The organism is Bradyrhizobium sp. USDA 3240 (assembly GCF_054063295.1).
Genome location: NZ_JBSSGD010000002.1, coordinates 2,063,072 through 2,075,404, shown reverse-complemented (window position 1 = coordinate 2,075,404; position 12,333 = coordinate 2,063,072). Strand labels below are relative to the sequence as shown.

11 protein-coding genes and 2 pseudogenes are annotated in these 12,333 nt (G+C 63.4%); 10 read left to right on the top strand and 3 right to left on the bottom strand.

Annotation, left to right across the window (positions count from 1 at the left end):
- Position 1: 1 nt before the first annotated feature.
- A pseudogene (locus tag ACVIGA_RS10655) lies at positions 2-100 on the top strand (AraC family transcriptional regulator); the annotation flags it as partial.
- A 138-nt stretch (positions 101-238) separates the two neighbouring features.
- Here ACVIGA_RS10655 and ACVIGA_RS10650 read toward each other — a convergent pair.
- Positions 239-412, bottom strand: coding sequence for a hypothetical protein (locus ACVIGA_RS10650; RefSeq protein ID WP_456670781.1), 174 nt, complete (start codon positions 410-412; stop codon positions 239-241).
- 461 nt (positions 413-873) lie between these two features.
- Between ACVIGA_RS10650 and ACVIGA_RS10645 the strand changes: the two genes are divergently transcribed.
- The 3 genes and pseudogenes from ACVIGA_RS10645 to ACVIGA_RS10635 form a co-directional block, all read left to right on the top strand.
- Positions 874-1,491: a VIT1/CCC1 transporter family protein gene (locus ACVIGA_RS10645; RefSeq protein WP_456666340.1), complete on the top strand. Its 618-nt coding sequence runs from the start codon at positions 874-876 to the stop codon at positions 1,489-1,491.
- 71 nt (positions 1,492-1,562) lie between these two features.
- Positions 1,563-2,438, top strand: coding sequence for a TorF family putative porin (locus tag ACVIGA_RS10640; protein ID WP_456666339.1), 876 nt, complete (start codon positions 1,563-1,565; stop codon positions 2,436-2,438).
- Between the two features lie 324 nt (positions 2,439-2,762).
- Positions 2,763-3,752, top strand: a pseudogene (locus tag ACVIGA_RS10635) (IS30 family transposase); the annotation flags it as partial.
- Positions 3,753-3,803: 51 nt separating this feature from the next.
- On the opposite strand, the gene ACVIGA_RS10630 reads toward ACVIGA_RS10635, so the two are convergent.
- On the bottom strand, positions 3,804-4,814 hold the full coding sequence (locus ACVIGA_RS10630; protein WP_173638096.1) for a polyprenyl synthetase family protein: 1,011 nt from the start codon (positions 4,812-4,814) through the stop codon (positions 3,804-3,806).
- 134 nt (positions 4,815-4,948) lie between these two features.
- On the opposite strand from ACVIGA_RS10630, the gene ACVIGA_RS10625 reads away from it, so the two are divergent.
- From ACVIGA_RS10625 to ACVIGA_RS10610, 4 genes are all read left to right on the top strand, one after another.
- Entirely contained in the window at positions 4,949-5,176 is a 228-nt protein-coding gene (locus tag ACVIGA_RS10625; protein WP_092116072.1) for a putative signal transducing protein, read from the top strand.
- 16 nt (positions 5,177-5,192) lie between these two features.
- Complete coding sequence (locus ACVIGA_RS10620) at positions 5,193-5,996, top strand: tRNA1(Val) (adenine(37)-N6)-methyltransferase (protein WP_456670780.1); 804 nt, start codon at positions 5,193-5,195, stop codon at positions 5,994-5,996.
- Between the two features lie 244 nt (positions 5,997-6,240).
- Positions 6,241-7,164, top strand: coding sequence for a S49 family peptidase (locus ACVIGA_RS10615; RefSeq protein WP_456666338.1), 924 nt, complete (start codon positions 6,241-6,243; stop codon positions 7,162-7,164).
- Between the two features lie 116 nt (positions 7,165-7,280).
- Positions 7,281-7,472: a hypothetical protein gene (locus tag ACVIGA_RS10610; RefSeq protein WP_223975290.1), complete on the top strand. Its 192-nt coding sequence runs from the start codon at positions 7,281-7,283 to the stop codon at positions 7,470-7,472.
- Between the two features lie 167 nt (positions 7,473-7,639).
- Here ACVIGA_RS10610 and ACVIGA_RS10605 read toward each other — a convergent pair whose 3' ends face one another.
- A complete protein-coding gene (locus ACVIGA_RS10605; protein ID WP_456666119.1) occupies positions 7,640-8,983 on the bottom strand; it encodes an IS1380 family transposase in 1,344 nt (447 codons plus the stop codon).
- 303 nt (positions 8,984-9,286) lie between these two features.
- On the opposite strand from ACVIGA_RS10605, the gene ACVIGA_RS10600 reads away from it, so the two are divergent.
- Positions 9,287-10,237 carry a glycine--tRNA ligase subunit alpha gene (locus ACVIGA_RS10600; RefSeq protein ID WP_456666337.1) on the top strand — a complete coding sequence of 317 codons (951 nt, stop codon included), beginning with the start codon at positions 9,287-9,289 and terminating at the stop codon, positions 10,235-10,237.
- Positions 10,237-12,333: a glycine--tRNA ligase subunit beta gene (gene glyS / locus ACVIGA_RS10595; protein ID WP_456666336.1), complete on the top strand. Its 2,097-nt coding sequence runs from the start codon at positions 10,237-10,239 to the stop codon at positions 12,331-12,333. The genes ACVIGA_RS10600 and glyS overlap by 1 nt, the downstream gene beginning before the upstream one ends.

Genomic DNA, 12,333 nt, shown 5'->3' with positions numbered 1-12,333 from the left:
GAAGGTCGCGGGCGGGCCGGACTTCGAGCGCTATGACGAGAAGTTTGACAAGAACAGCGGTAACGGCGGGCTCGAGATCTGGGTGCCCGTCGAAGGGTAGGGCGCTTTCTCCAAGCATGGAACGGTTGCCATTCGAGCGACCCCAGCAGCCTTTGGGGGCCTGATGCGGCGGCTGCTGGGGCCATCTACCGGCCCGATGCGCCGAGCCAGGTTCGCGAGGGCTCCACTTGGATCAAGGCTATGGCGGCTGTTGCGACGCGGGCCACCGAGCCAATCTTTTGGCCGCATCCCTGATCTGAATATGTGAGTGGATTTGCAGCTTCCTGAGCAAACGAACGCGCTGGACCGATATCTGCGCTTCGGTCCCACCGATCTGCGCGGCAATCTGAGCATCGCACCGCCCGAGGGCCATGCGCCTCAGGAGCTTCTTTTCACGCGGGCTCAGGAGCAGCACAGGACGCCTTCACGACACGAACATCGCAATGCCGATAATGACGAGCGGGCTTAGCCCCATCAGAACGATGCAAACGCTCTCAAGTATGTCACTGTCCATGACGCAACTCCTGCGTTGGGACTGGAACCTACACCCGGTGGAACTCGGCGAGCTAGTGCACTTTGTGCCACGGAAACCAACCGAAACAACTGGGACTGCTGCACTGCGGACCTCCGTTCAGCGCGATGGGCCGATGGATTGATCTATCTCAATCTCCATTCGAAATGCCGACCCAGCCTTGCTCGCAAGCCAGCGATACGTCCAGGCGATCGGGAGGTGGGGCATGGATCGGCATATTCTCATTTCGGCAGATGGCTCGGAACCGGCGGGCTGAGATGTCGGAGGCTTCGGATTCCCTATTCGGGAGCGTGCTGGATCCGATGGAACGGATCTCCGAAACCCTGTTCGGCCTGATCATGGCTCTCACCTTTATCTGCTCGCTCGGTATCGCAACCGGGACAAACATCAATCTCAAGACCATGCTGATCGGTGCGCTCGGCTGCAACCTTGCCTGGGGTATCGTTGACGGCGGTCTTTATCTGCTGGGCCGGATCAACAGTCGGGGAGGCAAGCTTCGAATGCTCCAGGCAGTGCGGCAGGCGCCGGATTCCGAGACCGCGCGCAGCGTCATCGCTGACGCACTGCCACCGGAATTGGCGGCGGTCTTGCCTGCGCAGCAATTGGAAGCGATACGGCAGAGACTGCAAGGTTTGCCCGAGACGTCCGGCGGCCCGAAACTGACGAAGCGTGATTGGATCGGGGCACTGGTTCTTTGCTTGCTGAGCTTCCTTTCGACCTTCCCGGTGGTCATCCCGTTTCTATTCCTGAGCGACGCCAGATTGGCGCTGCGCGTCTCCTACGCCGTCGCTATCATCATGCTGTTTTGCTGTGGTTACGTGTTCGGAATTCAAAGCGGGTTACGGCCCTGGGCTGCTGGCCTTGCGATGGTGGCAGTTGGTGGTGCGCTGGTTGGCATAGCGGTGGCTCTTGGAGGATAGCGACGGTGAGGCGGCCCGGTGCTGCATTGATTCGGCGGTTACGCGATGCCTCATGCGCCGCGTTGGTCGGGATGTGCCTTGCACCAGTGACCGGCGCTCTCGCACAAGCCAATCCCCCAGGTTCAGGCAATGCGATCGGTCTTGGTAACCGCGGATGGTCGGCGGCCGATACCAACCGTGATACCTCGACAAACGAACTCGAATTCAGCGCCCGCGCGGGCGTTGCATCCGACTACATCTATCGCGGGACCACGCTTTCCGATCATGGGCCCGCGGCAGGTGCTGCCTTCGAAACGAGATTTGGTGCGGTATACGCAGGAACTACCGTGGCCACCGTCAAGCTACCGACCCAGCCGGCCGCCGAGTTGACGTTTGCCGGCGGGGTCCGCCCGAAGATCGCAAACATCGATTTCGATCTTGGCGTCACCTATTTCGCTTATCCCAGTGAACGGCTTCCCGGTGAGACGAACGGCATCAACTATTGGGAAGCGGTTATTCGCGGCGATCGTCGCATCACCGAAGACATCCATATTGCGGCCGGCTACGCCTATTCGCCTGACGTCTCGAACACCGGCGCCTGGAGCCAGTATGCCGCGGCCGGCATCGGCTACGATGTGCCGGGCCGGCTGCTGCCGCAGGACCTGGCCGTGTCGTTCACGGCTGCTGCCGGCTATTCCTGGTTCGGCAATCAGGCCGCGCAACTCGGCGGCTTCCCGCTACCTGCCTATCTCAACTGGCAGGCGGGTGTGACCTTCACACACAAGGCCTTCAATCTCGATCTGCGCTACTACGACACCAATCTGTCGAAGGAGAACTGCTTTGTCTTTACGGGCGATCCGAATGCGCGTTCGGGTGGCCACGTGAATCCCGTCACCAACCCTGACGGCCTCGTCTCGAATTGGTGCGGCGCGACGTTCGTTGCGAAGGCCTGGTTTGCCTTCAACTAGCTCTCGGTGGCGGCTCGCGTGTCTGCTACCGAGCGAAAGCGGATATCGTGAGCCTCGGGACGCCGCGGCCGCTCGCTCAAGCACTTGCGTCTCTGAATACTGGATCACCCGTATGCGCATGCGCGGGTGATGACACCGCGCTGTTTGAAAGGTTGAGCGGAGGACCATCTTCATCGTCGTCCTGGCGAAAGCCAGGACCCATTACCCCAAATGGCAATCGTTGCGCGACGCTGGGGCCGCGATCTCTTTCACAATCAAATTCAGTGGCTATGGGTCCCCTGAGTTCACAAACGAAGTGCAACACTTCCTTGAGGAGGTGTTGCCATGGGGCGGACTTACAAGCAGCTCTCTCTGGACGACCGATGCGAGATTGCCTGTCTATCGGCCAATGGCAGCTCGGTCCGGCAAATCGCGGCAGCTCTGGATCGCTCGCCATCAACAATCTCTCGAGAACTGAGCCGTAATCGGAGCGTTCAGGCTGGCTACAAGCCAAATTATGCCCAGCAACAGATGCGAGCGCGGCGCTGGACGGGCGGACGCCTCGAACGGGAGCCCGTCCTGCGCCGCGCGGTGTTGCAACGCCTTCGCCGAGGTTGGTCGCCGGAGCAGATCGCCGGCCGGCTGGCCCGCGAGTGCGGGCACAAGGTGATCTCCCACGAGACCATCTACCGCTTCATCTATGGCCAACTCAGGCGCACCTCGGACTTCAGCTGGCGACGCTACCTGCCGCGCGCCAAGAGCAAGCGCGGCCTCCGCGGCAAGCGAGGCGGCAGCCCCGCAAGCTTCATCGAAGGCCGTGTTTCCCTGGCAAATCGGCCCCTTGAGGTTGCCGACCGTAGCGTCGCCGGGCACTGGGAGGCCGATTTGATGATGTTCTCGAAGTACGGTCAGGCCGTGCTGACCGTGCATGAGCGCACCTCTCGCCTGCTGCTCGGCATCCGCCTTGCCAGCAAGGTTGCGCGCGGTGTCGCACGCCATCTCGTCCGCTTCTTCGCTGCCCTTCCACAAGAGCTGCGCCAGACCGTCACCTTCGACAACGGCACCGAGTTTGCCGGTCACCTGGCGCTACATCGCCTCTCGATCGAGACCTTCTTCTGCGATCCCCACGCGCCCTGGCAGAAGGGTGGTATCGAGAACGCCATCGGCAGGATGCGCCGCTTCATCCCTCGCAAAACGGATCTCGTAACCCTCTCGACCGCCAGATTCCGCCAGTTCATCGCCACCTACAACAACACCCCACGCAAATCCCTTGACTACCGCACGCCTGCGGAGTCCTTTGCCGATCAAGTGTTGCACTTCGAGTGTGAATCCACCTCCTGGCTTTCGCCAGGACGACACTGTCTTTGGTGCTCGAAAGTGCCTAGATCAGTGCGATCTTGCGAGGCAGAACGCCACGACCTGTTCCAGCGCCGTCTTCATCGGCGAGGACGGGAACAGCGCCAGCGCGTCGACCGCCATGGCGCCGTAGTGGTGGGCGCGGCTGATGGTGTCTTCCAGTGCGCGGTGCTTGGTCATCAGCCCGATCGCGTGATCGAGATCGGCTGCTCCGATCTCGCCGCGCTCCAGTGCGCGGATCCAGAACTGGCGCTCGGTGTCGTTGCCGCGGCGGAAGGCGAGCACCACGGGAAGCGTGATCTTGCCCTCGCGGAAATCGTCGCCGACATTCTTGCCGAGTTTTGCGGATTTGCCGCCATAGTCGAGCACGTCGTCGACGAGCTGGAAGGCGATGCCGAGATTCATGCCGACCGAGCGGCAGGCGGTCTGCTCGGCCTTGGGCCGGTTGGCGATCACGGGACCGACCTCGCAGGCGGCGGCGAACAGCTCCGCCGTCTTGCCGCGGATCACGGCGAGATACTCGTCCTCGGTGGTCGCGGTGTTCTTGGCGGCGGCAAGCTGCATCACCTCGCCCTCGGCGATGGTGGCGGCGGCCGCGGAGAGAATGTCGAGCGCGCGCAGCGAGCCGACCTCGACCATCATCCGGAATGCTTGGCCGAGCAGGAAGTCGCCGACCAGCACGCTGGCCTCGTTGCCCCACAGCATCCGCGCGGACAATTTGCCGCGGCGCAGCTCGCTCTCGTCGACCACGTCGTCGTGCAGCAGGGTCGCGGTGTGCATGAACTCGACCGCGGCGGCGAGCTTGATATGGCCGTCGCCTGTGTAGTCGGCGAGCTGCGCCATTGCCAGGGTCAGCATCGGGCGCAACCGCTTGCCGCCGGAGGAGATCAGATGATTGGCGACCTCGGGGATCATGGTGACTTCGGAGCCGGTCCGCGAAAGGATGGTCGCGTTGACGCGCTCCATGTCGGCGGCGACAAGTCCCACCAGCCCGTCGATCGAAGCATTGGACGGGCTTTCGAAGGGTACAATAACCGCCACGCTGGTCTCCAATTTTGCCGAATTCGCACTAGCTCAGCTATAACAATAGAAACTGCGCGGTGCAGCGGCAAGGCCACGAAGTTGTTGACATGTGACGCATTGGCCGCACAGCCGGGCGGAGAGGAGAGTGGGTTTTGCGGGAATTGGTACGGACCAATGACGTGGTGCTGGTCTCCGCCGTCGGAGCGCTGCTCGACAGCGCTAACATCCATCATCTGGTGCTGGACCAGAACATGAGCATCATCGAGGGCTCGCTCGGCGTGCTGCCGCGGCGGATTCTGGTGCATGAGGACGACAACCACGAGGCCCGCCAGCTCCTGACCGATGCCGGCCTGGGCCACGAATTGCGGGCCGATGACTAGGGCGTCTTCAAGCGAAGTGGGCCCCGGTTCGCGTCAAGAAAACGCGTCAAGAAACCAGTCTCCGGCCGCCGAGATCACCGAAGACGGATTCCTCGGCGGGCAATTGCGGCTGCGGCAGCCGCGCAGCGGCCACCGCGCCGGCCACGACGCGATCCTGCTGGCCGCGGCGACGCCGGCGCGATCAGGCGACCGGGTCGTCGATCTTGGCTCCGGCGTCGGCGCCGCCGGGCTTTCGGTGGCGCGGCGGGTCAGCGGGATCGATCTGGTTCTGGTCGAAATCGACCCCGCATTGGCCGAGCTTGCCCGGAATAACGCCGGCGCCAACGCGATCATGGCCGAGGTGATCGTGCTCGATGTCGAGGCCGGCGCTTCAGCGTTCGATGACGCCGGACTGGCGCCCGACAGCGCCGACGTCGTGCTGATGAACCCGCCGTTCAACGATTCCACCAGGCACCGTGGCTCGCCGGACGGCGTCCGGCAGCGCGCCCATGTCGCGACCGCGACGACGCTCGCAGCCTGGGTTCACGTGGCGCGGCGGATCCTCAAGTCGAACGGGCAGCTTGCGATGATCTGGCGGGCCGACGGGATTGCCGAGGTGCTGGCTGCGCTGGATCGCGGCTTTGGCAGCCTCGAGATCCTGCCGGTTCACGGCGAGGCGACGTCGCCGGCGATCCGAATCCTGGTCCGGGCCACCAAGGGTGGCCGGGCGCCGACGCGGCTGCATGCCGCGCTGTTGCTCAATGAAGAGTCAGGTGTGCCCAATAAATGGGTGCAGGAGATTTTGGCTGGAAAGGGAGAATTGCCGCTGGCGCGGCGCTAACGGGCAGGCGCTGCCCGCATCGGCATTGGCACAAAGTTACTGCGGGGCCGTTTCTGACTGGCGTTCAGGCCTGGATGTGAAGTGGATCGCCGTGAGGAGCGTACCGATCAGCAAAATCAGCAGGTAGATCTTCATGGTTTCCTCTCCGCCCGCGCGTTGCAACCCCAATGACAAAATGCAAAACGCGTTCCACGAAATCCAATGACACTGGCGTGATAAAAAGTGGTTAATTCGAGGTAACGGCATGAGTGAACAAACAAGTGATCGCCAGGGGCATTCTGGAGGACGTTCGGGATGGCTCGAACGCGTGCAGGGAATATTGCCGGCACGTTTCCGGCGCGGCATGGCCGTGGTGCCGGTGGTGCGGTTGTCAGGTGTGATCGGCGCGGTGACGCCGCTGCGGCCCGGCATGTCGCTCGCGGGCGTCGCCAAGATGCTGGAGCGCGCCTTTGGCACTCGGAATGCCAAGGCGGTGGCACTGGTGATCAATTCGCCGGGCGGCTCGCCGGTGCAGTCGCGCCAGATCTATCTGCGCATCCGGCAACTGGCCGCCGAGAAGAAGCTGCCGGTGCTGGTGTTCGCGGAGGACGTCGCGGCCTCCGGCGGCTACATGATCGCCTGTGCCGGCGACGAGATTTACTGCGACCCGTCGTCGATCCTCGGCTCGATCGGTGTGGTCGGCGGCAGCTTTGGTTTCCAGGAGGCGATCAAGAAGATCGGGGTCGAGCGGCGGCTCTACACAGCCGGCAGCCATAAGGCGATGCTCGATCCGTTTCTCCCCGAGAACCCCGATGACGTCGCCCGGCTGAAGTCGATCCAGCGCGAGATCCATGCAACCTTCATCAACCTTGTAAAGCAGAGCCGCGGCAGCCGTCTGAAGGCTGCCGACGACGTGCTGTTCACCGGCGAATACTGGGCCGGCGAGACCGCTGTTGGCCTCGGGCTTGCCGACGGCATCGGCGACCTGCGCGCGACGCTGCGAGCCCGGTATGGCGAGAAGGTGCTGACCCCGGTGATCGCGCCCGCAAGCGGCATGCTGTCCGGCCTACTCGGCCGGCGGGCGCCGGGGGCAGGGTCGATGGCGGCGCTGGACGGGCTGGCAAGCCTGCCGGACGATTTGATCTCAGCGGTCGAAACAAGGGCGATTTGGGCCAGATTCGGGCTCTGAACACGGGGATTTGAGCGCGCCATTTTGCCCCAAAAGCGCGATTGCGGCGCAGGCCGCCTTGCGCAAGAATACCTTCCATTGGGGGCCTGACAGACGTGAACGACAAGGATCGACCGATGCCGCCGCTGATTGCATTCGCAGGCGTCCTGGGTGGCCTGGCCGTGGTCCGCTGGGCATACAAGACGGCCGTTCGGATCAACCAGGAACTGGAAGAGGCGCGATTGTCCCGCGTGGCCGAGCCCACGCGTGCGAGCGAAATCAAGACCCTGCGCCGCGACCCCGTGACCGGGGCCTATCGGCCGGGCTAGCCCGTCCTATTCGTGAGAGTGCGTTTTTTTAGTCCGATTGATGTGGCCGCACATCTGCTCTGACGAGGCGCGCGGGATTGCCTTCGGCTTTTCACCGCCTGACGACCGGTACTTTGCAACGCGCTTGAGGTGTAGGTTGGGCGAACGGGGGGCGGACGCCCCGCCGGTCAAGGACCGAGCGGCAGCAGCGCGCTTGGCAAGCCGCGGATCAGGTCGGCTTCGGGACATGCCGCGGCAAACGCAAGGCGAATGCGGCTCGTGGTCTCGACGACACGGGCAGCGAGTTTCAAGAGACGAAGACGCAGCGTCGCGAACTCGGCTGTGGCCAATTCCCGGGCTTTGGGAATCGCGTCGCGCACGGTCAGCATCAGCCAATAAGCGGCGGTGTGGAGAACGAGGCGGACTTGATTGGCGAGCGCCGAACGGCAGCTGGTGCGATCGGAGGCGAGCTGTGTCTTATGCAGCTTGATCAGATTCTCGGCTTGGCCGCGCGCGCAATACAGGCTGTCGTAGATCCACTCGGCCGAGCCGACATCGAGGCTGGTGACGACGAAGCGGATGTCGAGGCCGAGCATCGTCGCCTCAATACGGGCGACGGTGCGCCGTTCGCGATCCCAGGACTTTGCCTTGTGGCGCGTCTCGGTATAGCCGCGCAGAACAGCTAGGTTCTCGATGGCGCGTCGGGTGCGGATATCGTCGGCGACCTCGTCGACTTTTCTGGCGAGCGGCCTGGTACCGGACAGACCGAAGATGTAGTCGATGCCGTTGTTCTCGCACCACGTCATCGCCTCCGGCCGAGCATAGTGCCCGTCGCCACGGAACGTAATTCGCGTCTTGTGCCATCGCGTGCGGATGTGCCGCACCAGGCGGCGCAGATGGGCACGCACCTCGACGCCGCCCGGCGTCTTGCCGGGCCGCAGCACGACCGCCACGGGCCGGCTCTTCTCCGTGTCGTAGACGTGGATCGGCAGGAAGCAGCGTTCGTCATAATGAGCGTTGAACAGCGAGAGCTGCTGATGGCCGTGGACGACATCGCAGGTATCATCGATGTCGAGCGTGACGGATGCAGGCTCGCGCGGGTAGCTATCCATCCATGCGTCGACCAAAGTGTAGGTCAGTCGGATCACGTCGCGCAGGCGGGGAGCATTCTCCAGCCGCGACAGCGTCGGTTGGGAACACAGATCGCGACCGCTGTCTGGTAGCCGTCCACAGGCCAGCTTGAATGCGGGATCGGACCGCAGATGATCGAGGTCATCGGCGTCCTCGTAGCCGCAGCAGATCGCGAACATGCGAGCGCGAAACATATCGACAAGGCTGTGCACGACCCGCGTCGGATCGCGCCGATCCGGGAACACCCGGGCCAAATTGTTGGCCAAACCGAGACGTCGCTCGGCCATCGCAAGAAGCATCACGCCCCCGTTCGAGGTCAGCCGACCGCCATCGAAGGCAGCTGTGACTTTCTTGGCGTGAACGGCTGGAAACGAGAAGGGTAGACTCGTATCATCGGTCATGGCGGGCGTGGCGTTCGCGGTGGAAGGTGATGGGGTTGGCTTCGCAACCGAATCCTACGCTTCATCAGCGCTTTACACCACGCTCGCCAGCCTCTCAGGCGCCCTCTGACGAATAAGACGGGCTAGCACCGGGGTCATTCCGGGGCGTACGCGGAAGCGGACGAACCCGGAATCTCGAGATTCCGGGTCTGGTGCTTGCGCACCATCCCGGAATGACATCTCACTCCCATCGCCTTGATTCCATTGGCTGCCGCCGATACGGTCCCGCGCGCTTCAAACCCCCTCGCGAGACCTGTGCTGACGATGGACGCCCTGCCTGACCACATGCGCCCGGAACGTTCGTTCCAGGGCTTCATCCTGGCTCTCCAGCGATTCTGGGCCGAGCAGGGTTGCGTCATCCTGCAGCCCTACGACATGGAAATGGGCGCCGGCACCTTCCATCCTGCGACCACGCTGCGGGCGCTGGGGCCAAAGCCCTGGAACGCGGCCTATGTGCAGCCCTCGCGGCGCCCCAAGGACGGCCGCTACGGCGAAAATCCCAACCGGATGCAGCACTACTACCAGTTCCAGGTGATCATGAAGCCGTCGCCGCCGAACCTTCAGGAACTGTACCTGAAGTCGCTCGCCGCGATCGGCATCGACGCCGCCGTCCATGACATCCGCTTCGTCGAGGACGACTGGGAAAGCCCGACGCTTGGCGCCTGGGGTTTGGGCTGGGAATGCTGGTGCGACGGCATGGAAGTCAGCCAGTTCACCTACTTCCAGCAGGTCGCCGGTGTCGAATGCGCGCCGGTCGCGGGCGAGCTCACCTACGGGCTCGAGCGGCTCGCGATGTATGTGCAGGGCGTCGACCGCGTCTACGACCTCAACTTCAATGGCCGCGAGGGCGCCGAGAAGGTGACCTATGGCGACGTCTTCCTGCAGGCCGAGCAGGAATATTCGCGGCACAATTTCGAATACGCCGACACCGCGATGCTGTTCGAGCAATTCAGGATGGCGGAAGAGGCCTGCCGCAAATATCTCGCCGCCGGCTGGCAAGAGAATTCTAAGAATCCGGGTGGCAATCAAAAGGAACATCTGATGGCCTTGCCGGCCTACGACCAGTGCATCAAGGCGAGCCACGTGTTCAATCTGCTCGACGCCCGCGGGGTCATCTCGGTGACGGAGCGGCAGAGCTATATCGGGCGCGTGCGCGATCTGGCGAAGGCCTGCGGCGAGGCGTGGATCCACACTGAAACGGGCAGGGCGGTCTGATGCCCGATCTCCTCCTCGAACTGTTCTCCGAAGAAATTCCCGCGCGCATGCAGGCGAAGGCGGCGGACGATCTGCGCCGCATGGTGACTGACAAGCTCGTCGCCGAGGGCCTAGTCTATGAAGGCGCCAAGGCGTTCGCGACCCCGCGCCGGCTTGCGCTCACGGTGCACGGCATTCCCGCGCGCCAGCCCGATTTGAAGACCGAACGTCGCGGCCCGAAGATGGGCGCCCCGGATGCGGCGGTGCAGGGCTTTCTGAAAGCGACTGGTCTCAAGTCGCTGGATGAAGCGAAGATCCAAAAAGACCCGAAGGGCGATTTTTACATCGCGCTGATCGAAAAGCCCGGCCGGGCCGCGATCGACGTGATCGCGGAGATGATCCCGGTGATTATCCGCACCTTCCCGTGGCCGAAATCGATGCGCTGGGGCGCGCGCTCGGCCAAATCAGGCGCGCTCACCTGGGTGCGCCCGCTGCACGCCATCACCGCGACTTTTGGGCTCGAGACCGAAGAGCCGGACATTGTGAAATTCTCGGTCGACGGCATCGAGGCCGGGCAGACCACCTATGGCCATCGCTTCATGGCGCCGGGTGCGATCAGCGTGCGCCGCTTCGAGGATTACGAGGCCAAGCTGAAGGCCGCCAAGGTCATCCTCGATCCGCAGGCGCGCAAGGACCTCATCCTCGAGGACGCCAAGGAGCTGGCGTTCGCGCAGGGCCTCGAGCTGGTCGAGGACCAGGTGCTGTTAAATGAGGTCTCCGGTCTCGTCGAATGGCCGGTCGTGATGATGGGATCGTTCGAGAAGGAATTCTTGGTCATCCCGGATGAAGTGATCCGCGCCACCATCCGCAACAACCAGAAGTGCTTCGTGGTCAAGGACCCCAAGACGGGCAAGCTGACCAACAAGTTCGTGCTGACCGCGAACATCGAGGCGCCCGACGGCGGCAAGACCATCGTCGCCGGCAATGAGCGCGTGATCCGCCCGCGGCTGTCTGACGCAAAGTTCTTCTACGAGACCGATCTCAAGACCAGTCTGGAAGACCGGCTGCCGAAGTTCGAGCAGATCGTGTTCCATGAGAAGCTCGGCACCCAGGCCGCGCGGATCAAGCGGATCGAACGGCTCGCAGCCGAGATCGCGCCGCTGGTTGGAGCCGATATCGAGAAGACCAAGCGCGCCGCGCGGCTCGCGAAGGCGGATTTGCTGACCGAGGTCGTCGGCGAATTCCCGGAGCTGCAGGGCCTGATGGGCAAGTACTACGCGCTGGCGCAAGGCGAGGATGCGTCGGTTGCTGCCGCAAGCGAGGAGCACTGGAAGCCGCAGGGGCCGACCGATCGCGTGCCGACCGATCCGGTGAGCGTCGCGGTGGCGTTGGCGGACAAGCTCGACACGCTGGCGGGATTCTGGGCGATCGATGAAAAGCCGACGGGATCGAAGGACCCGTACGCGCTGCGCCGTGCGGCGTTGGGCGCGATCAGGCTGATCGTCGAGAACACGTTGCGCCTGCCGATCCTGAAGGCGGCCAAATCCGCATTGCTCGGACTGTCGGTCAAGACCGACGCCGAAACGCTGCCGAACGATCTGCTCGCCTTCTTCGCCGATCGCCTCAAGGTCCAGCTCCGCGACCAGGGCGCGCGTCACGATCTCGTCGACGCCGTGTTCTCGCTCGGCGGCCAGGACGATCTGCTGCTCGTGGTGCGCCGCGTCGAGGCGCTCGGCAAGTTCCTCGACAGCGATGACGGCAAGAACCTGCTCGCGGGCACCAAGCGCGCCAGCAACATCCTCGCCATCGAGGAGAAGAAGGACAAGCGTACGTTTGATGGTGCGCCTGATGCTGCGCTCTACAAGCTCGACGAAGAGAAGACCTTGGCGAAGGCGATCGACCAGGTGAAGGCCGAGGCCTCTGCCGCGGTTGCAAAAGAAGACTTCGCCGGTGCGATGAGCGCGATGGCGAAGTTGCGTCCCGCGGTCGATGCGTTCTTCGACAAGGTCAAGGTCAACGACGACGACCCAAAGGTGCGCGAAAACCGCCTGAAGCTGCTCAACGAGATCCGGGCCGCGACGCGTGCGGTGGCGGATTTCTCCCGGATCGAGGGCTGA